The organism is Kitasatospora sp. NPDC088391 (assembly GCF_044753345.1).
In the GTDB taxonomy this organism is placed as follows: Bacteria; Actinomycetota; Actinomycetes; order Streptomycetales; family Streptomycetaceae; genus Kitasatospora.
In genome coordinates, this window is the sequence record NZ_JBIVNB010000006.1 from 337,208 (window position 1) to 361,967 (window position 24,760).

Genomic DNA, 24,760 nt, shown 5'->3' on the forward strand with positions numbered 1-24,760 from the left:
GCATCAGGACATCAGGGCGCTCAGGGCGAGCGAGCGCAGCGGGGCCAGGCGGGTGCGGTCCCAGCCGTGGTAGACGGCGTTGGTGCAGAGCACCACGTAGCGGCGGGTGCGCGGGGCCAGGAAGAGGCTGGTTCCGGTGAAGCCGTGGTGGTAGGCGACGGAGCCGTCCGCGGTGACGATCCAGGCCAGGCCGCGCAGCAGGCCGGGTTCGACGGCGGTGAGCGGGCGGCGGCTCTCGGCGAACCAGTCGGGCAGCGGCCCGGGCGGGGTGAGCAGGTGTTCGGCGAAGGAGGCGAGGTCGGCGGCGGAGGAGAACACCCCGGCGTGCCCGGCGACCCCGCCGAGCAGGGCCGCGCTCGGGTCGTGCGGGATGCCCCAGGTGCGGGGCGCGCCGAGCAGGCGCTGCTCGGTCGGGGCGGTCCGAGGGTCGCGCGGCAGCGGGCCGTAGGCGGTGGCGGTCAGGCCGAGGCCGGCCCAGAGTTCGGCGGCGAGTTCGTGCAGCGGGCGGCCCAGCAGGGCGGGTAGCAGCAGCCCGAGCAGGATGAAACCGCGGTCGATGTAGCGGTGCTGCGCGCCCGGGGTTCCGGTCAGCGGCTCGGCGCACAGGTGCTCGATCAGCGGGCGGCCGGTGTGCTGGTACCGGGCCAGGCCGGTCTGCGGGAGCAGGCCAGAAGTGTGGCTGAGCAGGTGGCGGACGGTCAGGTCGCCACCGGGCAGGGGGAGTTCGGGGAGTGCGGCGCGGAGCGGGGCGTCCAGGTCGAGCCGTCCGGTGCGGACGGCGGCGCCCACCAGCGGCCAGGTGGCGAGCACCTTGGTGAGCGAGGCCATGTCGTAGCGGGTGTCGGCGTCGGGCCGGCCGGGTCCGCACTCGGGGGCGACGGTGCCGCAGGCGACGGTCACCCGGCAGCCGTCGGCCTGACCGACCGTCAGGACGCCGCCCGGGAACTGCCCGGTGTCCACCAGTTCGACGAGCGCCTCTTGCAGGGGGGCGACGGCGGCGGCGGTCCACTCGTCGGGAACGCGCGTACTGAACGGCACGGTGTCCCCCTCTCCGGAGCGTCGGGCCTGCGCGGGGGAGGCCGACGCTTCGGCCGCCCGTTCGCATTGTCGCCCGCCGCCCGCGGAGGGGCCAGAGGCACTCCGGGCGGCCGGACGGTGGCGGAGAAGTGGCGGGGAGCGGAACCGGCGGGCCGTCAGGCAGAACCGAAGGTCCGTCAGGCAGGGTCGGCGGCCAGGGCATGGAGGGCGGCCAGGGCGCGGTCGGCGTCGTGGACGGGGACGAACAGGTGGTCGTGGTGGAAGCCCGCCACCACGTTGCAGCTGACGCCGCGGTCGGCGAGAGCGGTGGCGACGGCGGCGGTGAGGCCGACGGCGTCGAGGGCGGAGTGGACCTGGAGGGTGAGCCAGGCGGCGACGAAGGAGTAGGGGAGGCCCAGCGCGTCGGCCTCCTCCTGGGCGACCACGAAGGTGACGCCCTCGGGTTCGGCGACCGTGACGACCGGCCGCAGACCGGTGGGCACTTTGCCGGGGAGGGTGCAGTACACGTACCGGCCCGGATTGCGGACGGGGTGCATGCCGCTGAGCAGCTTCTGAAGGTCGCGTTCGCCTGCCATGACGTCACGCTAGTGGCTCGCGCGCGCGTTCGGGGTGAGCGACCCGGGTCCGGCCGGGCCGAGCCGGTCCGGGCGGGGGCGTGCGGAGGCGAGCGGAGGCGTGCCGGGAGTCAGCCGAGGACGACCTCCGCCCCGTCCGCGTCGGGGGCGGCGAAGGCGAGCAGCCGCTCCGCCTCGGCGCGGACCTCGCGGGTGTCGGCGGCGGAGAGCGGGCGGAAGGGGGTGATCCGCAGGGTGGCGCCCTTCAGGGACCAGATGCCGTGGACGAAGCCGTCGACCAGGAAGGTGGGGTGGACCAGCGCCCGGCCCGGCATCACCAGCCGGCGGTCCGGGTCGGCCAGCACCCGGGTGCGGTCGGCGTGCCCGAGCAGCAGGTTGTCGAAGGCGGGCAGGAAGCGGACGGGCAGCGGCAGGTCGGCGGGAGCGAGGACGGCCTCGGGCAGGTCGAAGAGTTCGGTGCCGTGCTCGTCGCGGAAGACCCGCAGTCGGGAGCGCATCGCGTCGAGCACGCCCCGCAGCCGGGTCAGTCCCGACCAGGCCTGCAGGTCCTTGACCCCGGCCGGGCCGAACGCGGCCAGGTAGCGGAGCACCAGCGGCTCGACCCCGGAACCGGCGGGACGGTCCGATTCCCCGGTACGCGCAGGGCCGTCCGAGAGGTCCGGTGCCAGCGGGCCGAGCAGGTGCTCGGCGGGGGTGACGGCGACGTTCGAGCGGGTGCCCCAACTGCCCCAGGCGGCGGTCGCGGGGTCGTGCACCATCGGGATCCGGAGCTCCACCGCCCCGGCCAGCACCCGGCCGTCGCGCCCGGGGAAGCGCTCGGCCAGGGCCCGGGCCAGCTCGCGTCGGCGGACGGTCCGACCGGTCGTCAGCTCCCGCCCGGCGGCGAGCAGTTCGGCGAGGTCCAGGTCGGCCGTGGTGGCGGTGAAGTGGGCGGCCCGGGAGGTCCGGTCCAGCACGGGCTGGAGCAGGTGGCGCAGCCGGCGGAAGTCGGCGCCGGAGGCCAGGTGCTGGGTGCTGCGCAGGGTCGCGGAGCGCACCACCCGGCCGTCGCCGAGCAGATCGGAGAGATCGCCGAGGCGGAAGCCGGCCACCCTGGTCCACAGCCCGAGATAGGGCCAGTTGGGCTCCTGCGCCTGCAGCGCGACCAGGTGCTCGACCACGTCGAGGACCGGCCGGGCGGTGCGCTCGGTGAGGAACTGGCGCTGCAGCAGGGTGCGGTTCAGGACGCGGGTGGAGAGCACGTCGGTCATGCGGGGTGACTCCTCGAGCGGGCGGCTGCGTCCCACGCTAGGGCCGACAGCAGCCACTTCCTGTCCGCAATCCACCGCCCCGCAGTCCCGTCCCCGGCAGCTGCTCCACCCGGGGTGTCCTGTGCCACCGATCCTTGACCGCTTGCCACTGAAGTTGGACCACTGCGCGGTTCGTGTCATCGAACCTTGACCGCCCTGGTCAGGCCGCTTCCGGGTCCGTCGATAGCTTCGTGCCGCAGACCTACTCCGAAGACTCACCGTCGCTGGGGCTGAACTGCTCACCGATGTTGTTCCACATGAAGCCGTCCCGCCAGTCCGGCTTCGAGCTGGCCCAACCGAGCAGCGCCCCGAGGACCTTCGCCTGGGAGACGGTCATGGTCTGGAAGTGCTGCTCGGGCACGCCGTCCCGATATTCGAGCTGATAGGTGTTGTTCTCGCGCAGCAGGACCTGGATGTACCAGCTCCCCGGGCGTTCCTCGTCCACCCGCTCCACAACCATGTGGGCATTGCCCTGCCGCAGGTTCGCCAGCATCGTTCCGATGGCGGGCTTGGTGGCGCGCTTCACCACGTGGCCGCGCTCGTTGGTGGCAATCAGCATGACCAGATCATCCGGCAGGAGTCTGACATTGCTCGGGGAAGCTCTGACCAGGGCGGTCAAGGTTCGATGACACGAACCGCGCAGGGGTCCAACTTCAGTGGCAAGCGGTCAAGGATCGGTGGCACAGGACACGGGGCGGGTATCGGAAGGGGGTTGTCATCCGATAGTTAGCGATATATCGTCGAGTTATCGAGATGCTTCGACGATCGGAGTATCCGACAACCACGAGCAAGGAAAGACAGGTGTGTCGTCATGCGGTACGACAAGCGTTTTGGTGGCGAGGGTCGGCGTCGTTGGGCCGAGGGCCCGGGGCGGCCGGGGATGTCGGGAGTGCCCGGTGAGGGGGGCGACGAGTTCGGGGGGCGGCCCGCGTTCGGGCCGTTCGGGGGGCCGGGGCGGCCGATGCCGCCGTTCGGGCCGCCGTTCGGGCCGCGCGGGCGGGGGTTCGGCGGGCACGGGATGCGCGGGCACGGCGGCGGTGGCCGGCGTGGCGGGCGGGCCCGGCGCGGTGATGTGCGGGCCTCGCTGCTCGCGCTGCTGCGGGAGCGGCCGATGCACGGCTACGAGATGATCACCGAGATCGGTGAGCGGACCGGCGGGGTCTGGCGCCCCAGCCCGGGCTCGGTCTACCCGACGCTCCAGTTGCTGGAGGAGGAGGGGCTGGTCAAGGCCAACGAGGAGTCCGGCAAGAAGCTGTTCGAGCTGACCGAGCAGGGCCGGGCCGAGGCCGAGCAGGGCGCCGAGTCCCCGTGGGACGAGGCCGGCCGGCGGGACGACTGGGAGGCCGTGCAGGAGGTCGGCGCCGCGCTCGCGGCGGTGGACCACGCGGTGCGGCAGGTCATGATGACCGGCACCGAGGAGCAGCGGGCCAAGGGCCTCGCCGTGCTGGCCGAGGCGAAGAAGAAGCTGTACCTGATCCTGGCCGAGGAGGCCTGAGCCCCCGTCGGGACAGACCAGCCAGGCCCGGGTCAGGATCCGGTCAGGCCGAGCGGCGGCCGAAGGGGACGCGGAACGGGAGCCGGGAGAGCGGGGAGTCGGCGGCGGGGGAGGGCGCGGCCGGGTCGTCGTACTCGTAGCGCCAGCGGAACCGGCCCTTCGCGTCGTACTCCTTGGCCCGCCGGTAGACCAGCGTGGCGGCGGGGGTGTCCCCGTGCGCGGGGACGGGCACCCGGTAGACCTTGGGGACGCTGTGCGTCATGCCCAGCAGGACGGGCAGGACCCGGCCGTCCAGCGGGCCCCCGATGAACTCGGTGTCGGCGCTCTTCACCCGACCAGGGTAGGCGGGGCCGCGCGCGTTCCGGGCCGGCGGGTGTGACCGTCCGGCAGTGGCGGTGTGGAGCGGGTGTGACGGCGGGTGCGGGACCGGTGCGGGGCGGGTGTGACGGGGGAGGCATCGCCCGCGGTCATTCGGAGCCTCCCGGGAGCCTTATCCTGCTACGTACGCCCCCGGGGTTCACCCGGGTCCGCGGGCCCGTACGGGGCGGGTGGGGTGCGCCGAGGTGCGCCTGCCCGCCGAGCGCGACTCTCGTTCTCCGTACCCGCCCCCGGACGTCGGCCGCCCGGAAGAACCCGGCTCCGGTCGACGGCAAGACGCCTCCGCGCGTGGTGCACCTGTTCGGGAAGCAGCGGGCGGTCCGGTGCGTTGGCGTCCGATGTTGCGTCGGTGGCCGTGCCGTACCCGGCAGGCCGGTTCGGGCAGGTGCGTGCGGAAGGGGCCAGATGGAAACCAGCAGCAGGTGGACGTCCTGGTGGCGGCGGGGCGGGCGGGACGAGGGTCCCGGGACCGGAGGGGACGCGGCCGCGAGGCTGGACCTGCTGCTGGGGGCGGTCCGGGCGGGGTTCCCGGTGGCGCCGGCGGCGCACCCGGCCGGGTACCGGTGCTCCTGCGACCGGGTCGGCTGTCCGGCCCCGGCCCAGCACCCGGTCTCCTTCGCCTGGCAGTCCCAGGCCACCACCGACGCCGAGCAGTTGACGCGCTGGCTGTCCCGGGACCCGGAGGCGAACTTCGTCACCGCGACCGGCCGCGCGCACGACGTGCTGGACGTCCCGACCGAGGCCGGCGAGCTCGCGCTGCGGCGGCTGGACGCGCTGGGCGTGGGCGGCCCGGTCGCCGCGGTCGGCGAGGACCGGTACCTCTTCTTCACCGCCACCCGCGGCACCCCGCAGGACGAGGACGAGTGGTGGACCAGCGCGCTGGACTCCACCCCCGACACCGTCTCCGAGCACCCCGGCCTGCGCTGGCACTGCCGCGGCTCGTACACCCTGGTCCCGCCGGCCTCGCTGCCGGACGGCTCCCGGGTGCGCTGGCTGCGCGGCCCCGAGCAGCCGCTGCCGGACCCGCTGCGGGTGCTGGACGTGCTGACCGACGCCTGCACCGAGGTCGGCGCGGTCGCCCAGGAGCAGTGGCTGATCGGCTGAGGCGCCCGACCCGCCGCGCGGTGCAGAAACGATCGCGCGGTACGGAACCGCAGGAACGACGGCCCGTCACCCCGCCGGAGAGGACCGGGGGGTGACGGGCCGTCGGCGTCCGCCGGAGGGGCGGGTCAGGGCAGGGTGAGGATCTCGGCGCCGTCCGCCGTGACCACCAGGGTGTGCTCGAACTGGGCGGTGCGCTTGCGGTCCTTGGTGACCACCGTCCAGCCGTCCGGCCAGATCTCGTAGTCGTAGGTGCCCAGGGTGAGCATCGGCTCGATGGTGAAGGTCATGCCGGGCTTGATCACCTGGGTGGCCCGCTCGCTGTCGTAGTGCGGGACGATCAGCCCGGAGTGGAACGAGGTGTTGATGCCGTGACCGGTGAAGTCGCGGACCACCCCGTAGTCGAACCGCTTGGCGTAGGACTCGATCACCCGGCCGATCACGTTGATCTGCCGCCCCGGCCGGACCGCCTTGATCGCCCGGTTCAGCGACTCCTCGGTGCGCTCGACCAGCAGCCGGGACTCCTCGTCCACCTCGCCGCACAGGTAGGTGGCGTTCAGGTCGCCGTGCACGCCGTGGATGAAGGCGGTGGCGTCGATGTTGACGATGTCGCCGTCCCGCAGCACCGTCGAGTCCGGGATGCCGTGGCAGATCACCTCGTTGACCGAGGTGCAGATCGACTTCGGGAAGCCCCGGTAGCCCAGGTCGGACGGGTAGGCCCCGTGGTCGCACATGTACGCGTGCGCGACGGCGTCCAGCTCGTCGGTGGTGACGCCGGGGGCGATCAGCTTCGCCGCCTCCGCCATCGCCCGGGCCGCGATCCGGCCGGCGATCCGCATCTTCTCGACCGTCTCGGCGTCCTGCACCTCGGGGCCGGTGTACGGGGTCGGCGCGGGCTTGCCGACGTACTCCGGACGCGCGATGTGCGCGGGGACCTTGCGGGTGGGGGACTGCGTGCCGGGTACCAGAGCCATGACGGCGAGTCTATCCGCCGCCGCCCGGCCGCCCCCGCCCGCGTGTACGACCCGGGCGCCGGGAAAGGATCAGTGAGGATCGGCACAGACCGCCGCGGCCCGGGCCGCGGCGCACCAGGACGGGAGACCAGACGATGGCGTTCGGCCGCAAGCCCACCGGGCAGCCGGGGGAGTGGTTCTACTGCATCAAGCACGGCAAGGTCGAGGAGGGGCCGGAGTGCCCGGCCAAGGACCGGCTCGGCCCGTACGCCACCCGTGAGGAGGCCGCGCACGCCCTGGAGACCGCCGCCGAGCGCAACCAGGAGTGGCGCGGGGACCCGCGCTGGAACGACGACGAGCCCGAGGAGTCCTAGGCGGGCACCCCGGCGGCCCCGGTCCCGGCCGCCGCAGCGGCCGCCGCGGCCTCGGCGGCCGCCCGGCGCTCGTGCTGCTCGCGGACGGCCAGCGCGTTCGGGTCGGTGCGCGAGTCCCAGGCCAGCAGGCGCGGGATCGCGGCCGTCAGGGCCAGCACGCCCAGCACGCAGAGCGCGCCGCCGGCCCAGACCGAGCCCCGGGTGCCGAGCGGCTTCGCCATCGCACCGGCCCGGACCTGGCCGAGCTGCGGGCCCACCGAGTACGACAGCAGCTCCACCCCGGCGAGGCGGCCGCGCAGCTCGTCGGGGATGGACTGGTTCCAGAGCGTCGACCGGGCCACCCCGCTGATCTGGTCGGCTCCGCCCGCCAGCGCCAGGAACAGCAGCACCAGCCAGACGTTCCCGAACAGGCCGGCCAGCGTCATCGCCACGCCCCAGCCGAGCGCCGCGAACAGCAGCATCCGGCCGTGCCGGTGCACCCGGGACGTCCAGCCGCCGGTGGCGGCGACCAGCAGCGCGCCGACCGCCGTCGCCGCGTACAGCAGGCCGAGCGCCCAGTCGGCGTGCAGCTCCGCCGCGAGGAACGGGAAGAGCGCCACCGGGTAGGCGAACAGCATCGCCACCAGGTCGATCGCGTAGGTGCCCAGCAGGTCCTTGCGGCTCCAGGCGTAGCCCAGGCCCTGCCCGATGCTGCGCAGCGAGGGCGCCCCGGCGCTCCCGCTCGGCGGCACCGGGCGCATCCGGGCGATCAGCGCCAGCGAGACCAGGAAGGTCAGCAGGTCCACCGCGTAGGCGAAACCGGCGCCCGCCACCACGACCACCACGCCCGCGATCGGCGGGCCGGCCACCGAGGCGACGTTCCGGTACAGCGAGTTGAGGGCGAACGCGGCGGGCAGCTGGTCGTGCGCGACCACCCGCGGGGTCATCGAGTCCAGCGCCGGGCGCTGCAGGCCGTCCAGCGCGGCGACCAGCGCCGCGACCAGGTAGATCGGCCACAGCAGCGGGTGCGGCAGCAGCGAGTTGACCAGCATCAGCGCCGTCAGCACGGCCAGCCCGGCCTCGCTGAGCAGCACCAGGCGGCGGCGGTCCAGCGCGTCGGCCAGTGCGCCGCCCCAGAGGCCGAACACCACCAGCGGCACCAGCTCGAACGCGCCGATCAGGCCGACCGCGAGGGTGGAGTTCGTCAGCTGCTTGATCTGGATCGGCAGCGCCACGAACGTCAGGAAGCTGCCGAAGCCCGTCACGCAGCCGGACAGCCAGAGCAGGCGGAAGTCCCGGGAGGCACGCCAGGGCGTGAGATCCGGGAGGAGCCTGCGAACGAAAGGGGCGGTACCTGTCACATGGCCAGATGGTCCGCCACGGGACGCCCCGGGGCAACGGGTTTTTCCGCAGGTCGGCGGGGCGGGCCCCGGGCGCTGCCTCAGCCGCGGCCCGGGCCGGAGGTCACCAGCGCAGCACCGGCGAGGCGGTGAGCCGCTCGGCCAGCTTCGCCAGCCGGGAGCGCGGCGGCGCCGTCGCGGTGGCCGAGCTGACCAGGTGCTGGACCAGCTCGAAGGGCTCCGGCTCCGGGGCGGGCACCGTCAGCCGCTCGTGCGCCAGGCCGGACAGCTCCGGGTCGCCGTCGTCCAGGGCGAGCAGCACCGCCCCGGCCCGGCGGGCGTCGTCCAGCCGCTCCAGCAGCGGCGCGTCGGCGGGCGAGGGGGCGACCAGCAGCACCGTCGCGCCCGCGCGCGCCTCGGCGAGCCGGGGCAGCCCGCAGGCCAGGTGCTTCGGCGCGCCCGGCGGCACGGTGTGCCGCAGCAGCGTCGGCGCCAGACCGGGCAGGCCGCCGTACGCGGCCTCGTCGCTCAGGTGCGCCGCCAGGTGCCAGGGCTCGTACTGCGGGGTGCCGACCAGCAGCAGGCCGGTGGCGCTGCGCCTGGTCACCGAGCCGCGCAGCGCCCCGGCGAACTCGCCCGCGCGCTCGGGCCAGCCGGTGCCGGCCAGCGACTGCCGGAGTGCGGAAACTCTCACCGCGTCCATGCGCGACAGCATGCTGCCCGGGCGACCCTTTTGGCAGGATCTTGGCCATGACGCAACCCGAATCAGTGAACGCGACGGCCGGACCCGGCCGGAACCTGCCCGACGTCTCCCACCTGGTGGTGGGTGTCCTCGGCGGCACCGGCGACCAGGGCCGCGGCCTGGCCTACCGGCTGGCCCGGGCCGGGCAGCAGGTGGTGATCGGCTCCCGCGACGCCGGGCGCGCCGCGGCCTGCGCCGCCGAACTGGGCCTCGGCATCCGCGGCGCCGACAACGCGGCCTGCGCCGCCGACAGCGACGTGGTGATCGTCGCGGTGCCGTGGGAGGGCCACGCCGAGACGCTCACCGCGCTGCGCGCCGAACTCGCCGGGAAGATCGTGGTCGACTGCGTCAACCCGCTGGGCTTCGACAAGCAGGGCGCCTACCCGCTGCGGGTCCCCGAGGGCTCGGCCGCCCAGCAGGCCGCCGCGCTGCTGCCCGACTCCACCGTCACCGCGGCCTTCCACCACCTGTCGGCGGTGCTGCTCCAGGACGAGTCGGTGGAGACCATCGACACCGACGTGATGGTGCTCGGCGAGGACCGGGCCGCCGCCGAGACCGTCCAGGCGCTGGCCTCGGTGATCCCCGGCATGCGCGGGATCTTCGCCGGCCGGCTGCGCAACGCCCACCAGGTGGAGGCGCTGGTCGCCAACCTGATCTCGGTCAACCGCCGCTACAAGGCGCACGCGGGCCTGCGGATCACCGACGTCTGAGCCACGCCCCGGCCCGGACGTCCCCCGGGGCGGCGGCCGATCCGGACACCCCCGGCGGGGGAGGGGTGTTCGGTCGGCGAGAATGGTGGGGCACACCGTCCGTCCCGAGGAGCCCCCGCCATGCCCCGCAACGCCCTGTACGCCGTGATCGTCCTCGTCCTGGCGGTGGTCGCCGCGGTGGTCTCCTTCGCCGAGGGCAACTGGCTCGGCGTGGTGTGGGTCCTGATGGCCGGTGTGGCCAGCAACATCGCCTGGTACCACCTGCGCAAGCAGCGGGCCGAGCAGCGCGCCCGGGCCGCCGCCGCCGAACAGGGCTGAGCGGGCCCCGCCGGGGTCAGTTCCAGAACCGGAACATCTCGTAGCCGATCCCCATGTAGCGGCCGTCCACCCCGAACAGGTCGAAGATCCGCATCGTCAGGTCGAACAGCAGCTGCCCGACCTGGCTCTGCCAGACCAGCGCGAACAGCAGCAGCATGCCGTACGGCGCGAACGGGGCGATCGCCCGCCGGGTCTTGTACGACAGCCAGGGCTCGACGATGCCGTAGCCGTCCAGGCCGGGCACCGGCAGCAGGTTCAGGATCGCCGCCGTCACCTGCAGGTAGGCGAGGAAGGCGAGGGCGGACGGCAGCGCCGAGTGCACGTACACGGTGTCCTCGCCCGCGGTGGCCGGCAGCTCCGGGTTCTCGAACCAGCCGCCGCCGACCAGCACCAGCAGCACCACCGCGAACACCACGTTCACCAGCGGACCGGCCGCCGAGATCAGGCTGTGCTTGAGGCGGCCGGAGATCCGGTCCCGCTCGATGTAGACCGCGCCGCCGGGCAGGCCGATGCCGCCCATGATCACGAAGATCACCGGCAGCACGAAGCTCAGCAGCACGTGCCCGTACTTGAGCGGGTTCAGGGTCAGGTAGCCCTTGGAGCCGATCGTGATGTCGCCGCCCGCCAGCGCGGTGCGGGCGTGCGCGAACTCGTGCAGGCAGAGCGAGACCATCCAGCCCGCGACCACGAACAGGAAGACGCCGACCCGGTCGTTGCCCCAGCCGGAGCCCAGGGCGAAGCCGGCGGCGACGAAAGCGGCGGCCAGCACCAGGAAGATCGGGCTGACCTGGTTCTCCGCGCTGCGCCGGTCGGTGGTGGCGAAGGTCATGGGGCTGGGGCTCCGGGAAGGTGGGAGGGGCGGGGCAGGCGTCGATCATGCCGCCCGCGGGGTGCGGCGGACAAGCGGCCCCGGATGAACGTACGGGACCGACCGGGCGTTCCGCACGGGTGGGCACGGCCCGCCCGGCGCGTCCCGCAGAATGGGCGGGTGCACTACGGCATCCTCGGCACCACCACGGCCCACCACGACGACGGGACCCAGGTCGCGCTGGGCGGCGCCCGGCTGCGCGCCCTGCTGGCCGCGCTGGCGCTGCGCGAGGGGCGGCCGGTCCCGGCCGAGCTGCTCGTCGACGAGGTGTGGGCGGACGAGCCGCCGCAGGACGCCGCCGCCGCGCTGCAGACCCTGGTCGGCCGGCTCCGCCGGACCGTCGGCCGGGCCGAGATCGGCTCCGGCCCGGCCGGGTACTGGCTGACCGCCCCGCGCACCGACGTCGCCGAGTTCCGGCGGCTGGCCGCCGAGGGCGCCCGGGCACTGGCGGCCGGCGACCCCGGCACCGCCGCCGAGCAGCTGGCCGGCGCGCTCGCGCTGTGGCGCGGCCCGGCGCTCGCCGACCTGCCGGACCGGACCGGCCCCGCCGCCCGGCTGGAGAGCCGGCACGCCGAGGCCCGCCGGCACCGGCTGACCGCCGAACTCGCCCTCGGCCGGGCCGCCGAGGTCACCGCCGAACTCGCCGGGCTGTGCCGCGAGCACCCGCTGGACGAGCAGCTCCAGGCGCTGCGGCTGCGGGCGCTGCGGGCGGCCGGCCGGACCGCCGAGGCGCTGAACGGCTACGAGGAGATCCGGCGCACCCTGGCCGAGCAGCTGGGAGCCGACCCGGGTCCCGAACTGCGCGCCCTGCACCAGGAGTTGCTGACCTCCGCACCCGTGCCCGCCGCACCCGTGCCCGCTGTGTCCGCGCCCGCCGTGCCCGCTGTGTCCGCGCCCGCCGTGCCCGCGCCCGGCCCCGCCCCGGCGGTGCCCCCGGCCCGGTCCGCCGCCCCGACCGACGGCAACCTCCGCCCCGGCCGGACCAGCTTCGTCGGCCGCGACAGCGAACTCGCCACCGTGGCTGGCGCGTTGACGGAGAGTCGGCTGACCACGCTGACCGGCCCCGGCGGCTCCGGCAAGACCCGGCTGTCGGTCGAGGCCGGCCGCCGCGAGCAGGACGCCGCGCGCTGGCCCGGCGGGGTCTGGCAGATCGAACTCGCCCCGCTGGAGGACCCGGCGGCCGTCCCCGACGCGGTGGCCTCCGCGCTCGGCCTCCGGGAGACCGTGCTGCACACCGGCACCGGCAGCGTCGCCGAGGCGCTGGAGGGCGGCCGCAAGGACCCGGTGTCCCGGCTGGTCGACCACCTCGGCCGGCGCCGCGTCCTGCTGCTGCTCGACAACTGCGAGCACGTCATCCAGGCCGCCGCCGACCTCGCCGACCGGCTGCTCGCCGACTGCCCGGGCGTCACCGTGCTGGCCACCAGCCGCGAACCGCTCGGCGTGCCCGGCGAGGCGGTGCTGCCGGTCGAGCCGCTGCCCGACCCGGCCGCGCTGCGGCTGCTCGCCGAGCGCGGCGCCGCCGCCCGCCCCGGCTTCCGCACCGACCAGGACCCGGCGGCCTGCGCCGAACTGTGCCGCCGCCTGGACGGCCTGCCGCTGGCCATCGAACTCGCCGCCGCCCGGCTCCGCGGCCTGACGCCGCGCCAGCTCGCCGACCGGCTGGACTCCCGGTTCGCCCTGCTCACGGCCGGCTCGCGGACGCTGCTGCCGCGCCAGCAGACCCTGCGCGCCGTGGTCGACTGGTCCTGGGAGCTGCTCGGCCCGCGCGAGCGCGCCGTGCTGCGCCGCCTGTCGGTGTTCGCCGGCGGCTGCACCCTGGAGGCCGCCGAGCAGGTCCTCGCCGACGACGGGCCGGTGCCCCGCGCCGAGGTCGCCGACCTGCTGCTCTCGCTGGTCGACAAGTCCCTGCTGGTGGCCGGCCTGGGCGAGCAGCCCCGGTACTGGATGCTGGAGACCATCCACGAGTACGCCGCCGAACGCCTCGCCGAGGCCGCCGAGACCGGGATCGGCCACCGGCACACCCGGTACTACCGGGAGCTGGCCCGCACCGCCAACCTGAACCTGCACGGCCCCGGGCAGCTGGACGAACTCGCCCGGCTGGACCGCGAGCAGGAGAACGTCCGGGCCGCGCTGCGCCGGGCCGTCGACACCGGCCGCGAGCAGGACGCCCTGGTGCTGGTGCTGTCGATGTCCGGCTACTGGATGCTGCGCGACTACCGGGCCGAGTCCAACGCCTGGTACGCGGCGGTGGCCGGGCTCGGCCCCGACCCGTACGCCGAGGACGCGCCGCCGCCGGTCCCGCTGGACCGCGGCCCGCTGGAGGTGCCGTTCCCGCTGCCGCCCGAGCAGCTCGACGAGGCCCGCCGCCAGCTCGGCCTGCACCGGCTGATCGGCCAGTTCTCCGGCGACATGAGCCTGCTGCACGACACCGGGGCGCTGACCACCGCCCGGCGCATCCTGGAGACCTACACGCCGGAGCTGCCGCAGTCCTACCGGCAGCCGGTCCTCAGCCGGGTGTTCACCGTCTTCCTGACCGGCGAGATGCGGCGCACCCGCGAGGTGATGGACGACGCGGTGGCCGGCGCCCGGGTGCACGGCGGGCCGCTCGACCTGGCCTTCGCTCTGCAGCTGCGCGCCCGGCTGCTGAACGACCTGGCCGGCGCCCTGGACCAGGCGGTCGCCGACAGCGAGGAGGCGCTCGCCCTCTACACCGCGCTGGGCGACCGCTGGGGCATGTCCGACGCGCTCTCCGGCAAGGCCGAGAACGCCACCAAGTCCGGCGACGCCGACCAGGCCGAGGCGGCCTTCCGGCAGGCCATCGAGCTCTCCGTGCAGCTCGGCGCGCACCAGGAGGTCCCGATGCTGCGGGCCCGGCTCGGCGAGGTGCTGGCCGAGCGCGACCCGGAGGCCGGCGAGCGGATGGTCCGCGAGGCGGTCGCGGCCTCCTCGTCCGGCAGCACCGACGCCGAGGGCGCCCGGCTGTACGGGCGGCTGGTGCTCTGCAACCTGGCGGTCCGGCGCGGCGACCATGCCCGGGCCCTCGCCCTGCTGGACGAGCTGCCCGCCGAACCGGCCGGGCGCGGCCCGGTCCCCTCGGTCTTCGGCGGCATCGTCACCTGCATCAGGGGCTGGGTGCTGGCCCGCTCCGGCGAACCCCGGGCCGGCCTGGAGCTGATGCGCGCGGGGCGGCGCGCGATGACCGAGGTCGAGGGCGGCGCGACCATCTTCGTCGAGCACATGGCGATGATGCTGATGACCCCGATCGCCGGAACCCTGCTGGAGTACGCCCGGGCCCACGACGAGCCCGCCGCGGCCCGCCGGGCGGCCGAGCTGCTCGGCGCCCACCACGGGATCAGCGGCACCCCGGGCTCGTTCATGGAGCGCGCCGAGTACGAGCGCTGCACCGGGCTGGCCCGCGGACTGCTCGGCCCCGACGCGTACGCGGCCGCGTACGCACGGGGCGGACGCCTCACGATGCGCGAGGCGTCCGCCCTGATGAACGATCCGGGTTCGTTCGACCCCCTCCCCGGCTGACGGTCCGCCGGCCGGCGCACCGTCAGGTGCGCTTGCGGAAGCGGGCCACCGCCAGCGGCGCGGTCACCACGGTGATGGCGGCCGACCAGATCAGCACCGTCACCACCGAGTTGCCCACCGGCTGGTCGTTGATCAGCGCCCGGCAGGCGTCGGCCAGCGCCGACAGCGGGTTGTGCTTGGTGAAGGCCTGCAGCCAGCCCGGCATGGTGCTCGGGTTGGCGAAGATCGAGCTGCCGAACTGCAGCGGCATCATCACCAGCATCGACATGCCCTGCACCGCCTGGGCGCTCCGCAGCGACATGCCCAGCAGCATCGACACCCACATCAGCGAGGCGCCGAACACCAGCGACAGGCCGACCGCGGCCAGCAGCTTCAGCGGCCCGCCGGTGATGTCCATGCCGAGGACCATCGAGAAGCCGATCAGCACCACGAAGGCGACGACCACCCGCAGCGTCTCGGCGATCATCTTCGACAGCAGCACCGCGGAGCGCCCGATCGGCAGGGTGCGGAAGCGGTCCATCACGCCGGTCTGGAAGTCCGTGTTCAGGCCGGTGCCCAGCGCCATCGCCAGGTTCAGGCCGGTGGTGCCGAGCAGGCCGGGCACCATGTACTGCATGTAGGTGTGCTGGTCGGTGGCCATCGCGCCGCCGAACACGTACACGAACAGCACGATCATGATGACCGGGACCAGCAGCGCGTCCAGCATCGACTCCGGGTCGGCCTTGATCCGCATCAGGTTCCGGCGGGTCAGCGCGCCCAGGTGGCGCAGGTTGGCGCGCAGCCCGATCCGGGTGTCGTCGGCGGGGGCCGCGGGGGCCGCGGTGAGGGTTGCGGTACTCATGCGCCCGCCTCGCTTCGCTCGGCAGGGGCATTCGCCCATACGCGCCTCTTGATGATTCGTTCGCTTCGCTCACTCATGCGACCGGCTCCTTGGCGCGGGCGGGGGCGGGGACGGCGGACTTGGCGGTGATGGTCAGGAAGACCTCGTCCAGGCTGGGCAGCACGGTGTCGATGCCGGCCACGCCGAAGCCGCGGGCGCCCAGCACCCCGATCACGGCGGTCAGTTGGGCGTCGTCGGTCAGGTGGACCGAGAGCAGCTCGGTCTCGGGGGAGGTGGTGGCGGCGATCCCGGCCGCGCGCAGCGCCCGCACCATCTCCGGGAGGTCCGCCGGGTCCTGCGGGCGGACCTGCAGGCTCTGCCCGCCGACCCGGGTCTTCAGCTCCTGGATGCCGCCGTTGGCGATCACCCGGCCCTTGTCGATGACGGTCAGCGCGTCGGCGAGCTGCTCCGCCTCCTCCATGTACTGGGTGGTCAGCAGCACCGTCGAGCCCTCGCCGACCATCCGCTGCACCTCGTCCCAGACCTCGTTGCGGGTGCGCGGGTCCAGGCCGGTGGTGGGCTCGTCCAGGTAGAGCACCTTGGGGCGGCCGATCATCGAGGCCGCCAGGTCGAGGCGGCGGCGCATGCCGCCGGAGTAGCCCTTGGCGGGGCGCCGGGCCGCGTCGGTGAGCGAGAAGCGCTCCAGCAGCTCGGCGGCGCGGGCCTTGGCCTCCTTGGCGGACAGGTCCAGCAGGCGGCCGATCAGGTACAGGTTCTCGTAGCCGGACAGCAGTTCGTCCACCGAGGCGTACTGGCCGGTCAGGCCGATGGTGCGGCGCAGCTGCTTGGGCTGGCGCAGCACGTCGTAGCCGCCGACGAAGGCGGAGCCCGCGTCCGGCTTGATCAGGGTGGACAGGACCCGGACCAGGGTGGTCTTGCCGGCCCCGTTCGGGCCGAGCAGCCCCAGCACCGTCCCCTCGCGGACCGTCAGGTCGACGCCGTCGAGGGCCTTGGTCTCCCCGTAGTGCTTCACGATGCCGTGGACCTCCACGGCGTTCCGCTCGATTCGTGTCATGGGGACACCGTGCCGGGCCCGGCTGTCAGCCCGCTGTCACGCCGCTGTCAGCCCCGGGCGGGGCGGTGACGGCGGTGACAGCGGGCCGGCGGCGGCTACTCGAAGCTGTGCTCCGGGCCGGGGAACGAGCCGTCGCGGACGTCGGCGGCGAACGCGGTGGCGGCCTGCGCCAGGGTGGCGCGCAGGTTCGCGTACTGCTTGACGAACTTCGGCACCCGGCCGGCCGTCATGCCCGCGAAGTCGGTCCAGACCAGCACCTGGGCGTCGGTGCCGTTGCCGCCGCCGATGCCGACGGTGGGGATCGCGGAGTGCTCGGTGACCTGGGCGGCCAGCTCGGCGGGGACGGCCTCCAGCACGACGGCGAAGGCGCCGGCCTGCTGGACCGCCTTGGCGTCGCGCAGCAGCTGGTGGGCGGCCTCGTCGCCGCGGCCCTGGACGGGGTAGCCGCCGAAGGCGTGCACGGACTGCGGGGTGAGGCCGATGTGCGCCATCACCGGGATGCCGGCCTCGACCAGCAGCTCGATGGTGCGGGCGCTGCGCTCGCCGCCCTCCAGCTTGACGGCCTGGACGCCGGCCTCCTTCATCAGCCGGGCGGCGTTGTGCATGGCCTGGGCCGGGGACTCCTGGTACGAGCCGAACGGCAGGTCGGCCACCACCAGGGCGCGCCTGGTGCCGCGGACCACGGCGGCGGAGAGCATCACCATCTGGTCCATGGTCACCGGCACGGTGGTCTCGTAGCCGAGGTGGCAGTTGCCGGCCGAGTCGCCGACCAGCAGGACGGGGATGCCGGCCTCGTCGAAGACCCCGGCGGTGAGCGCGTCGTAGGCGGTGAGCATCGCCCAGCGTTCGCCCTGGCGCTTGGCCTTGGCGAGGTCCCGGACCGTCACCCGGCGGTTGGTGACCCCGCCGTAGAGGGCCTGGGCGGGCGCGTCCTGCGGCTGGGCAGGCTGAAGCGGAGAGGCGTTCATCGAACAGACTCCTGGTGTGTGTCGTCTCGTGGCGCCGTGCGGCGTCCCCGGATCTGGCTCCATGCTTGCACGCCGCGGGCCGCGCGCAAAGACGCGTGCGGGGACGCGTGCGGGGACGCGCGTCGGGAGCCGGGCGCCGTCCGGGGGTCCGCCGGGTCGGGCGAGTCCTTGGGGAGGTCTTTGCCGATCCTTGCTCGTACCGTTACGATACGGAACCGTCTCGTATCGAAAAGGGGGCTAGGCTGTCCCCATGACCTCGCCCTCCCTCCAGGCCCCCCGGGTGCCGGAGTCCGTGCACCGCCGACGCTGGTGGATCCTGGGCACCCTGGTGCTCGCCCTGCTCGTCGTCGTCCTCGACAACTCGATCCTCAACGTGGCGATGAAGACCATCGCCACCCCCGCCCCGGTGGGCCTCGGCGCGAGCCAGAGCGACCTGGAATGGGCGATCAACTCGTACACCCTGGTCTTCGCCGGCCTGCTGTTCACCGCCGGCCTGCTCGGCGACCGGTTCGGCCGCAAGTGGACGCTGCTGGCCGGCATGCTGGTCTTCGGCCTCGGCTCGCTGCTCTCCGCGTTCGCCGGCAGCCCCGGCGAACTGATCGCCTTCCGCGCCGTGATGGGCCTCGGCGGCGCCTTCGTGATGCCCGCCACGCTGGCCATCATCATGAACGTCTTCGAGCGCTCCGAGCAGCCCAAGGCGATCGGCATCTGGGCCGGCGCCGTCGGCCTGGCCATCGCGATCGGCCCGATCACCGGCGGCCTGCTGATCGAGCACTTCTGGTGGGGCTCGGTCTTCCTGGTCAACGTCCCGATCGTGGTGGCCGCGCTCGGCCTGATGGGCTGGCTGGTCCCGAACTCCAAGGACCCCAACCCGGGCCGGCTCGACCCGGTCGGCGTGCTGCTCTCCATCGTCGGCCTGGTGGCGCTGATCTACGGCATCATCAAGGGCGGCGAGCTGGCCGACTTCGCCGACCCGCAGGCCTGGGTGCCGACCCTGGTCGGCGTGCTCGCGCTGGTCGCCTTCGTGCTGTTCGAGAAGCGCACCAGCCACCCCGCGCTGGACGTCACCTGGTTCCGCAACAAGGTGTTCTCCGCCTCCATCGGCGTGGTCGGCATCGTGTTCTTCGCGCTGATGGGCGTCTCCTTCTTCGGCGTCTTCTACATCCAGAGCGTGCGCGGCTACAGCGCCCTGCAGGCCGGCGAGCTGATGCTGCCGCTGGCCGTCGCCCAGCTGCTCTTCGCCCCGCGGGCCCGGCTGGTGGTCGACCGGATCGGCGTCCGGCTGACCTGCGCCGGCGGCATGCTGCTGGTCACCCTCGGCTTCCTCGGCTACGCCTTCCTCACCGCGACCAGCCCGATCTGGCTGCTGATCGTGCTCGGCTTCGTGATGGGCACCGGCATGGCGCACGTGATGCCGCCGGTGACGGTCGCCATCATGGGCGCGCTGCCGCGCGAGAAGGCCGGCGCGGGCTCCGCGCTGAACAACACCTTCCGCCAGGTCGGCGGCTCGCTCGGCATCGCGGTGCTCGGCGCGCTGCTGTCCACGGTCTACCGCAACGGCATGGAGGACCACCTGTCCACCGTCCCGGCCCCGGTCCGGGACCGGGCGGGCGAGTCGATCGAGTCCACCCTCGGGGTGGCCGAGAAGCTGCACCTGCCCGGCCTGGTCGACCCGGCCAAGGACGCCTTCATCACCGCCATGCACGTGGTCTCCGGCGTCTCGGCCGGCGTCACCGTGCTGGGCGCGGTGCTGGCCCTGCTCCTGCTGCCCGGCAAGGTCGCCGCGCCCGGCGGCCCGGGCGGCCCCGGTGCCCCCGGCAGCCCCGGGGCGGGCGCCCCGGGCCTGGCCGACGCCGGCGCGAACCCCGCCAAGGTGTGATCCGGAAGGCGGTGGCCGAGGTGGAGAATGGGGCCATGACGAGCGCCGACACCCCCCTCCGGCCGTGCCACGGCCCCGCCGCGGAGCAGGACGCTCCGCGGCGGGGCCGCCCGCGCAGCGAGGCCGCCGAGCAGGCGATCTACGGCGCGGTCGAGAAGCTGATGGAGGACGGCCTCGGCCTGTCCGAGCTGTCGATCGAGCGGATCGCCGCCGAGGCGGGCGTCGGCAAGGCCACCATCTACCGGCGCTGGCCCAACAAGGAGGCCCTGCTGGTCGACGTGGTGGCCCGGCTGGAGGAGCCGATGCCCCCGCCGGCCGGACCGACCTACCGGGACGACCTGATCAACGCGGTCGACTACATGCGCCGCCGCGGCCTGATCAAGCGCACCCGATGGGTCGTCAAGTCCGCGCTGGGGCAGATGAACACCTGGCCGGAACTCAAGCAGGTCTACCACGAACGAGTGGTCCACCCGCGCCGCGCGATGATCCGCGAGATCGTCCGGCGCGGCGTCGCGGCGGGCGAACTCCGCGCCGACGTGGACGTCGAGCTGCTCTGCGAGCTGCTGATCGGGCCGATCCTGGTCCGCACCGTGCTGTGGGACGACGCGCCGCTGGACGACCCCGACCTGCCCCGGCAGATGGTCGACGCCGCGCTCCAGGGCATCGCCGCCGACCGGGCCCGCAACTAGGCCGAGCCGTCCTGCGGGCTCCCCGTCCGGCCCAGGGCGGGAACTCCGCGGGCGGTTTGTCGCGTCCATCCCGTCATAGGCTGAGCCGAGAATCGGATCGGAGCAGGTCGGGGACGGGGTCGGCGGCAGCCGACCGGGTACGGCGGCGAGGAGCGGGCATGGTGCGGGCGGACGGCCCGGTGGTACTGGCGGACGAGCGGACCGGGGACGGCCGGGGCGCGGCGCGCCGCTGGTTCTCCTGGCGGCGCGGTCGGGTGCTCACCGTGCTCGGCCTGCTGCTCACCCTGCTGCTGGTGTGCCACGCCCAGGTGCCCAACGGCGTCGGCAACCTGGGCAGCCTGCTGGAGACCTTCCTGCCCTGGCTGGGCCTGGCCGTCCCGGTACTGCTGGCCCTCGCGCTCCGGCGGCGGGCCGGGATCGCGGTGCTCGCCGCGCTGCTGCCCGCCGCGGTCTGGCTGAACCTGTTCGGCGCGCTGCTGGTCGACAAGAGCAGCGGCCCCGGCGACTTCACCGTGCTCACCCACAACGTGGCCGCCGCCAACGACGACCCGCAGGGCACCGTCCGGATGCTGACCGCCTCGGGCGCGCAGATCGTCGCCCTGGAGGAGGTGTCCGCCGACGCCGCCCGGACGTACAGCGCGGGCCTGGCCGCGGCCTACCCGTACCACGCGGTCGAGGGCACCGTCGGCCTCTGGTCGACCTACCCCATCGACGGGGTCTCGGTGGTCGACATCAGGATGGGCTGGACCAGGGCGTTCCGCGCCGAGGTCACCACCCCGAAGGGCCCGGTCGCGGTGTACGTCGCCCACCTGCCCTCGGTCCGGGTCACCTTCGACACCGGCTTCACCGCCGGCCGGCGGGACGTCAGCGCCCGGCTGCTCGGCGACGCCATCGCGCACGAGCCGCTGGGCAGGGTGCTGCTGCTCGGCGACCTCAACGGCACCATGAACGACCGCAGCCTGGCCCCGATCACCTCGCAGATGCGCTCCGCGCAGGGCGCGGCCGGCGACGGCTTCGGCTTCTCCTGGCCGGCCGCGTTCCCGCTGGCCAGGATCGACCAGATCCTCAGCAAGGGGCTGACCCCCACCGACTCGCGCACCCTGCCGGCGGACGCCAGCGACCACCGCGCGGTGGCCGCCGACTACCGCTACTGACCGGCGTCCGGCCCGTCGGCGGCCGGTCCGTCAGCCGCGCCGCCACCGGTTGGTGATCGGCAGCCGGCGGTCGCGGCCGAAGTTCTTCGGCGAGACCTTCGGGCCCGGCGGGTACTGCCGGCGCTTGTACTCGGCGGTGTCGACCAGCCGCACCACCCGGTCCACCACCTCGGCCGGGTAGCCGGCCGCGACGATCGCGTCCCGGCCCTCGTCGCCCTCCACGTACCTGGCCAGGACGGCGTCCAGCAGGTCGTAGTCGGGCAGCGAGTCGGTGTCCACCTGGTCCGGCCGCAGCTCGGCGGACGGCGGCTTGGAGATGGTGTTCTCCGGGATCGGCGGCACCTCGCCGCGGGCCTCGGCCTGCGCGTTGCGCCAGCGCGCCAGCTTGAAGACCAGCGTCTTGTAGACGTCCTTGATCGGCCCGTACGCGCCCACCGAGTCGCCGTACAGCGTCGAGTAGCCGACCGCCAGCTCGCTCTTGTTGCCGGGCGCCAGGACGATCTGCCCCTCCTGGTTGGAGATCGCCATCAGCAGGGTGCCGCGCAGCCGGGACTGCAGGTTCTCCTCGGCCAGGCCGGTCAGCTCGGTGGCGCCCATGTAGGCGTCGAACATCGGGGCGATCGACACGGTGCGGAAGTGCAGGCCGGTGCGGCGGGCCAGCTCGGCCGCGTCGTCCCGGGAGTGCTGCGAGGAGTACCGGGACGGCATCGAGACGCCGTACACGTGCTCCGCGCCGATCGCGTCCACCGCGATCGCCGCCACCAGCGCCGAGTCGATGCCGCCGGACAGGCCGATCAGCACCGAGCGCAGGCCGTTCTTGCGGACGTACGCCCGGGTGCCCTCGACCAGCGCCGCGTACACCTCGGCCTCGTCGTCGAGCCGCTCGGCGACCTCCGGGACGATCGGCTCCGCCCGCTCCTTCGGGGCACCGCCCAGGTCGACCCGGGTCAGCCGCAGGCCGTCGGCGAGCACGGCGCCGTCCGGCAGCCCGTCCTCCTCCGCGGCCGGCAGGTCCAGGTCGACGACCAGCAGCGCCTCCGCGAACTGCGGCCCGCGGGACAGTAGTTCACCCGTTTCGGTGACCACCATCGACTCGCCGTCGAAGACCAGCTCGTCCTGCGCGCCGACCATGTTCAGGTACACCAGCGGGCAGCCGGCCTCGGCGGCGCGGCGCTTCACCAGCTCCAGCCGGACGTCGTCCTTGTCGCGCTCGTACGGCGAGCCGTTGACCGACAGCAGCAGCCCCGCCCCGACCTGGGCGGTGGCGGCGACCCGGCCGCCCTCCTGCCAGATGTCCTCGCAGATCGCCAGCGCGACGTCCACGCCGTGCAGCCGCAGCACCGTCAGCTGGTCGCCCGGCACGAAGTAGCGGTACTCGTCGAACACGCCGTAGTTCGGCAGGAAGTGCTTGGCGAACCTGGTCACCACCTCGCCGCCGCGCAGCACCGCCGCGCAGTTCTGCGGCTTGCCCGCGTGCTTCGTCCCCGGCTCGGCCCGGCCCAGGTAGCCGACCAGCACCGGGACGTCGCCCAGGCCCTCGGCGGCCAGCTTCGCGGCCAGTTCGACCAGGGTCTGCCGGGAGGACTCGACGAACGAGCCGCGGAAGGCGAGGTCCTCGACCGGGTAGCCGGTGAGCACCATCTCGGGGAACGCGATCAGGTCCGCGCCGGACTCGGCGGCCCGCTTGGACCAGCGCAGCACCTCCTCGCTGTTGCGGGCGAGGTCACCGACCCAGGGGTCGATCTGGCACAGGGCGAGACGCAGATTCGGCATGCCCCCGAGTGTAATCGTCTAACTGACGCTATGTCGCGGGGGGTGCCCCCCGAGAGCCGGGTGGCGGCCCGGTGGCGGCCCGATGACGGTCCGTCCGGCGGGGTCCGGCGAGGTCCGGGGTCGGCAACCGGACGGAGATCGGCCATGATGGGGCCACGCGGCCCGGTCGAAGTGCTCACCGGGCCGGGCCGGCCGGTGCGGGCGGCGTAACACGGGCGTAAAGAGCAGAGGTGAGACTGTCCCCATGGGCAAGCAGCAGGAGTTCGTGCTTCGCACGCTGGAAGAGCGTGACATCCGGTTCGTCCGACTGTGGTTCACCGACGTCCTCGGGTTCCTCAAGTCGGTGGCGGTGGCCCCGGCCGAACTGGAACAGGCCTTCGAGGAAGGCATCGGCTTCGACGGCTCCGCGATCGAGGGCTTCGCCCGGGTCTACGAGTCCGACATGATCGCCAAGCCGGACCCGACCACCTTCCAGATACTGCCGTGGCGCTCCGAGACCCCCGGCACCGCCCGGATGTTCTGCGACATCCTGATGCCCGACGGCTCCCCCTCCTACGCGGACCCGCGCTACGTCCTCAAGCGCACCCTGGAGAAGGCCTCCGCGCAGGGCTTCACCTTCTACACCCACCCCGAGATCGAGTTCTTCCTGCTCAAGGACCTCCCCTCGGACGGCACCCCGCCGACCCCCGCCGACCAGTCCGGCTACTTCGACCACACGCCCCGCGGCATCGGCCACGACTTCCGCCGCCAGGCCATCACCATGCTCGAATCCATGGGCATCTCGGTCGAGTTCAGCCACCACGAGGGCGCGCCCGGCCAGCAGGAGATCGACCTCCGCTACGCCGACGCCCTCTCCACCGCCGACAACATCATGACCTTCCGCCTGGTCATGAAGGAGGTCGCGCTCGAACAGGGCGTCCACGCCTCCTTCATGCCGAAGCCGTTCTCCAACTTCCCCGGCTCCGGCATGCACACCCACGTCTCGCTGTTCGAGGGCGACCGCAACGCGTTCCACGAGTCCGGCGCCGAGTACCAGCTCTCCAAGGTCGGCCGCTCCTTCATCGCCGGCCTGCTCAAGTACGCCGCCGAGACCGCCGCCGTCACCAACCAGTGGGTCAACTCCTACAAGCGCATCTGGGGCGGCTCCCAGCGCACCGCCGGCGCCGGCGGCGAAGCCCCCTCCTACATCTGCTGGGGCCACAACAACCGCTCCGCCCTGATCCGCGTCCCCATGTACAAGCCCGGCAAGCAGGGCTCCACCCGGATCGAGATCCGCTCCCTCGACACCGGCTGCAACCCCTACCTCGCCTACGCCGTCACCCTCGCCGCCGGCCTCAAGGGCATCGAGGACAACCTCGAACTCCCCCCCGGCGCCGACGACGACGTCTGGGCCCTCACCGACGCCGAACGCCGCGCCCTCGGCATCCAGCCCATGCCCCAGAACCTCGGCGAAGCCATCGACCTCATGCAGCGCAGCGAACTCGTCGCCGAAACCCTCGGCGAGCACGTCTTCGACTTCTTCCTCCGCAACAAGCGCCAGGAGTGGGAGGAGTACCGCTCCGAGGTCACCCCGTTCGAGCTCCGCAAGGTCCTCCAGGTGCTGTAGCGGGGAGTTCCGAGTGGTCGTCGGGCTCCGGTCGAGCTGCTGAGCCCGACCGGGGCCGCCGTCGTTTTCGGGGGCCGAGCCGGTGGGGCGGACGGGTTTCCG

At 73.7% G+C, this 24,760-nt stretch carries 23 protein-coding genes; 10 read left to right on the top strand and 13 right to left on the bottom strand.

What is annotated here, in order from left to right; all coding sequences use genetic code 11:
- Positions 1-3: 3 nt before the first annotated feature.
- The 4 genes from ACIQBJ_RS20750 to ACIQBJ_RS20765 all read right to left on the bottom strand — a co-directional run bounded on the left by ACIQBJ_RS20750 (position 4) and on the right by ACIQBJ_RS20765 (position 3,461).
- A complete protein-coding gene (locus tag ACIQBJ_RS20750; protein WP_400712232.1) occupies positions 4-1,038 on the bottom strand; it encodes a serine hydrolase domain-containing protein in 1,035 nt (344 codons plus the stop codon).
- A 176-nt stretch (positions 1,039-1,214) separates the two neighbouring features.
- Positions 1,215-1,613, bottom strand: a complete 399-nt coding sequence (locus ACIQBJ_RS20755; RefSeq protein WP_400712235.1) for an ACT domain-containing protein — start codon at positions 1,611-1,613, stop codon at positions 1,215-1,217.
- Positions 1,614-1,723: 110 nt separating this feature from the next.
- Positions 1,724-2,863 (bottom strand): winged helix DNA-binding domain-containing protein, encoded by a 1,140-nt coding sequence (locus ACIQBJ_RS20760; protein WP_400712238.1) that lies wholly within the window; start codon positions 2,861-2,863, stop codon positions 1,724-1,726.
- Between the two features lie 241 nt (positions 2,864-3,104).
- Positions 3,105-3,461: a hypothetical protein gene (locus tag ACIQBJ_RS20765; protein ID WP_400712241.1), complete on the bottom strand. Its 357-nt coding sequence runs from the start codon at positions 3,459-3,461 to the stop codon at positions 3,105-3,107.
- 252 nt (positions 3,462-3,713) lie between these two features.
- Between ACIQBJ_RS20765 and ACIQBJ_RS20770 the strand changes: the two genes are divergently transcribed.
- Positions 3,714-4,397 (top strand): PadR family transcriptional regulator, encoded by a 684-nt coding sequence (locus tag ACIQBJ_RS20770; RefSeq protein ID WP_400712244.1) that lies wholly within the window; start codon positions 3,714-3,716, stop codon positions 4,395-4,397.
- Positions 4,398-4,440: 43 nt separating this feature from the next.
- On the opposite strand, the gene ACIQBJ_RS20775 is transcribed toward ACIQBJ_RS20770, so the two are convergent.
- Entirely contained in the window at positions 4,441-4,728 is a 288-nt protein-coding gene (locus tag ACIQBJ_RS20775; protein ID WP_400712247.1) for a hypothetical protein, read from the bottom strand.
- 452 nt (positions 4,729-5,180) lie between these two features.
- On the opposite strand from ACIQBJ_RS20775, the gene ACIQBJ_RS20780 reads away from it, so the two are divergent.
- The gene (locus tag ACIQBJ_RS20780) at positions 5,181-5,879 is read left to right on the top strand and encodes a bifunctional DNA primase/polymerase (protein WP_400712250.1); all 699 of its coding nucleotides are present in this window, start codon (positions 5,181-5,183) and stop codon (positions 5,877-5,879) included.
- 125 nt (positions 5,880-6,004) lie between these two features.
- Here the strand turns inward: ACIQBJ_RS20780 and map are convergent, their stop codons facing one another.
- Positions 6,005-6,850: a type I methionyl aminopeptidase gene (gene map / locus ACIQBJ_RS20785; protein WP_400712253.1), complete on the bottom strand. Its 846-nt coding sequence runs from the start codon at positions 6,848-6,850 to the stop codon at positions 6,005-6,007.
- 134 nt (positions 6,851-6,984) lie between these two features.
- Between map and ACIQBJ_RS20790 the strand changes: the two genes are divergently transcribed.
- The gene (locus ACIQBJ_RS20790) at positions 6,985-7,203 is read left to right on the top strand and encodes a hypothetical protein (RefSeq protein ID WP_400712256.1); all 219 of its coding nucleotides are present in this window, start codon (positions 6,985-6,987) and stop codon (positions 7,201-7,203) included.
- On the opposite strand, the gene ACIQBJ_RS20795 is transcribed toward ACIQBJ_RS20790, so the two are convergent.
- The gene (locus ACIQBJ_RS20795; protein WP_400712259.1) at positions 7,200-8,543 is read right to left on the bottom strand and encodes an MFS transporter; all 1,344 of its coding nucleotides are present in this window, start codon (positions 8,541-8,543) and stop codon (positions 7,200-7,202) included. The genes ACIQBJ_RS20790 and ACIQBJ_RS20795 overlap by 4 nt on opposite strands.
- A 103-nt stretch (positions 8,544-8,646) precedes the next feature.
- Positions 8,647-9,225 carry a hypothetical protein gene (locus ACIQBJ_RS20800; protein ID WP_400712262.1) on the bottom strand — a complete coding sequence of 193 codons (579 nt, stop codon included), beginning with the start codon at positions 9,223-9,225 and terminating at the stop codon, positions 8,647-8,649.
- 47 nt (positions 9,226-9,272) lie between these two features.
- Here ACIQBJ_RS20800 and npdG point away from each other — a divergent pair, with 47 nt between their 5' ends.
- Both npdG and ACIQBJ_RS20810 read left to right on the top strand, forming a co-directional pair.
- Positions 9,273-9,974 carry an NADPH-dependent F420 reductase gene (gene npdG / locus ACIQBJ_RS20805; protein ID WP_400712265.1) on the top strand — a complete coding sequence of 234 codons (702 nt, stop codon included), beginning with the start codon at positions 9,273-9,275 and terminating at the stop codon, positions 9,972-9,974.
- A gap of 120 nt (positions 9,975-10,094) precedes the next feature.
- Positions 10,095-10,292 (top strand): hypothetical protein, encoded by a 198-nt coding sequence (locus ACIQBJ_RS20810; RefSeq protein WP_400712268.1) that lies wholly within the window; start codon positions 10,095-10,097, stop codon positions 10,290-10,292.
- A gap of 16 nt (positions 10,293-10,308) precedes the next feature.
- Here ACIQBJ_RS20810 and ACIQBJ_RS20815 read toward each other — a convergent pair whose 3' ends face one another.
- A complete protein-coding gene (locus ACIQBJ_RS20815) occupies positions 10,309-11,121 on the bottom strand; it encodes a site-2 protease family protein (RefSeq protein ID WP_400712270.1) in 813 nt (270 codons plus the stop codon).
- Between the two features lie 159 nt (positions 11,122-11,280).
- Between ACIQBJ_RS20815 and ACIQBJ_RS20820 the strand changes: the two genes are divergently transcribed.
- A complete protein-coding gene (locus ACIQBJ_RS20820) occupies positions 11,281-14,694 on the top strand; it encodes an ATP-binding protein (RefSeq protein ID WP_400712273.1) in 3,414 nt (1,137 codons plus the stop codon).
- Positions 14,695-14,716: 22 nt separating this feature from the next.
- Here the strand turns inward: ACIQBJ_RS20820 and ACIQBJ_RS20825 are convergent, their stop codons facing one another.
- The 3 genes from ACIQBJ_RS20825 to panB all read right to left on the bottom strand — a co-directional run bounded on the left by ACIQBJ_RS20825 (position 14,717) and on the right by panB (position 17,557).
- A complete protein-coding gene (locus ACIQBJ_RS20825) occupies positions 14,717-15,535 on the bottom strand; it encodes an ABC transporter permease (RefSeq protein ID WP_400712276.1) in 819 nt (272 codons plus the stop codon).
- Between the two features lie 73 nt (positions 15,536-15,608).
- Entirely contained in the window at positions 15,609-16,589 is a 981-nt protein-coding gene (locus tag ACIQBJ_RS20830) for an ATP-binding cassette domain-containing protein (protein ID WP_400712279.1), read from the bottom strand.
- Positions 16,590-16,684: 95 nt separating this feature from the next.
- Positions 16,685-17,557 (bottom strand): 3-methyl-2-oxobutanoate hydroxymethyltransferase, encoded by an 873-nt coding sequence (gene panB, locus ACIQBJ_RS20835; protein ID WP_400712282.1) that lies wholly within the window; start codon positions 17,555-17,557, stop codon positions 16,685-16,687.
- 250 nt (positions 17,558-17,807) lie between these two features.
- Here panB and ACIQBJ_RS20840 point away from each other — a divergent pair, with 250 nt between their 5' ends.
- The 3 genes from ACIQBJ_RS20840 to ACIQBJ_RS20850 all read left to right on the top strand — a co-directional run bounded on the left by ACIQBJ_RS20840 (position 17,808) and on the right by ACIQBJ_RS20850 (position 21,279).
- Positions 17,808-19,436 (top strand): MFS transporter, encoded by a 1,629-nt coding sequence (locus ACIQBJ_RS20840; RefSeq protein WP_400712285.1) that lies wholly within the window; start codon positions 17,808-17,810, stop codon positions 19,434-19,436.
- Between the two features lie 35 nt (positions 19,437-19,471).
- Positions 19,472-20,125 (top strand): TetR/AcrR family transcriptional regulator, encoded by a 654-nt coding sequence (locus ACIQBJ_RS20845; protein ID WP_400712288.1) that lies wholly within the window; start codon positions 19,472-19,474, stop codon positions 20,123-20,125.
- Positions 20,126-20,283: 158 nt separating this feature from the next.
- Positions 20,284-21,279 (top strand): endonuclease/exonuclease/phosphatase family protein, encoded by a 996-nt coding sequence (locus ACIQBJ_RS20850; protein WP_400712291.1) that lies wholly within the window; start codon positions 20,284-20,286, stop codon positions 21,277-21,279.
- A 30-nt stretch (positions 21,280-21,309) separates the two neighbouring features.
- Here ACIQBJ_RS20850 and ACIQBJ_RS20855 read toward each other — a convergent pair whose 3' ends face one another.
- Positions 21,310-23,052, bottom strand: a complete 1,743-nt coding sequence (locus tag ACIQBJ_RS20855) for an NAD+ synthase (protein ID WP_400712294.1) — start codon at positions 23,050-23,052, stop codon at positions 21,310-21,312.
- Positions 23,053-23,296: 244 nt separating this feature from the next.
- On the opposite strand from ACIQBJ_RS20855, the gene ACIQBJ_RS20860 reads away from it, so the two are divergent.
- Positions 23,297-24,658 (top strand): glutamine synthetase family protein, encoded by a 1,362-nt coding sequence (locus tag ACIQBJ_RS20860; RefSeq protein WP_400712297.1) that lies wholly within the window; start codon positions 23,297-23,299, stop codon positions 24,656-24,658.
- Positions 24,659-24,760 lie beyond the last annotated feature (102 nt).

Coding starts and splice junctions, on each gene's coding strand:
- ACIQBJ_RS20790 (WP_400712256.1), top strand. CDS start 6,985: ATGGCGTTCGGCCGCAAGCCCACCGGGCAGCCGGGGGAGTGGTTCTAC.
- ACIQBJ_RS20845 (WP_400712288.1), top strand. CDS start 19,472: ATGACGAGCGCCGACACCCCCCTCCGGCCGTGCCACGGCCCCGCCGCG.
- ACIQBJ_RS20830 (WP_400712279.1), bottom strand. CDS start 16,589: ATGACACGAATCGAGCGGAACGCCGTGGAGGTCCACGGCATCGTGAAG.
- ACIQBJ_RS20765 (WP_400712241.1), bottom strand. CDS start 3,461: ATGCTGATTGCCACCAACGAGCGCGGCCACGTGGTGAAGCGCGCCACC.
- ACIQBJ_RS20850 (WP_400712291.1), top strand. CDS start 20,284: ATGGTGCGGGCGGACGGCCCGGTGGTACTGGCGGACGAGCGGACCGGG.
- map (WP_400712253.1), bottom strand. CDS start 6,850: ATGGCTCTGGTACCCGGCACGCAGTCCCCCACCCGCAAGGTCCCCGCG.
- ACIQBJ_RS20855 (WP_400712294.1), bottom strand. CDS start 23,052: ATGCCGAATCTGCGTCTCGCCCTGTGCCAGATCGACCCCTGGGTCGGT.
- ACIQBJ_RS20825 (WP_400712276.1), bottom strand. CDS start 15,535: ATGAGTACCGCAACCCTCACCGCGGCCCCCGCGGCCCCCGCCGACGAC.
- ACIQBJ_RS20760 (WP_400712238.1), bottom strand. CDS start 2,863: ATGACCGACGTGCTCTCCACCCGCGTCCTGAACCGCACCCTGCTGCAG.
- ACIQBJ_RS20780 (WP_400712250.1), top strand. CDS start 5,181: ATGGAAACCAGCAGCAGGTGGACGTCCTGGTGGCGGCGGGGCGGGCGG.
- panB (WP_400712282.1), bottom strand. CDS start 17,557: ATGAACGCCTCTCCGCTTCAGCCTGCCCAGCCGCAGGACGCGCCCGCC.
- ACIQBJ_RS20810 (WP_400712268.1), top strand. CDS start 10,095: ATGCCCCGCAACGCCCTGTACGCCGTGATCGTCCTCGTCCTGGCGGTG.
- ACIQBJ_RS20800 (WP_400712262.1), bottom strand. CDS start 9,225: ATGGACGCGGTGAGAGTTTCCGCACTCCGGCAGTCGCTGGCCGGCACC.
- ACIQBJ_RS20815 (WP_400712270.1), bottom strand. CDS start 11,121: ATGACCTTCGCCACCACCGACCGGCGCAGCGCGGAGAACCAGGTCAGC.
- npdG (WP_400712265.1), top strand. CDS start 9,273: ATGACGCAACCCGAATCAGTGAACGCGACGGCCGGACCCGGCCGGAAC.
- ACIQBJ_RS20755 (WP_400712235.1), bottom strand. CDS start 1,613: ATGGCAGGCGAACGCGACCTTCAGAAGCTGCTCAGCGGCATGCACCCC.
- ACIQBJ_RS20840 (WP_400712285.1), top strand. CDS start 17,808: ATGACCTCGCCCTCCCTCCAGGCCCCCCGGGTGCCGGAGTCCGTGCAC.
- ACIQBJ_RS20770 (WP_400712244.1), top strand. CDS start 3,714: ATGCGGTACGACAAGCGTTTTGGTGGCGAGGGTCGGCGTCGTTGGGCC.
- ACIQBJ_RS20860 (WP_400712297.1), top strand. CDS start 23,297: ATGGGCAAGCAGCAGGAGTTCGTGCTTCGCACGCTGGAAGAGCGTGAC.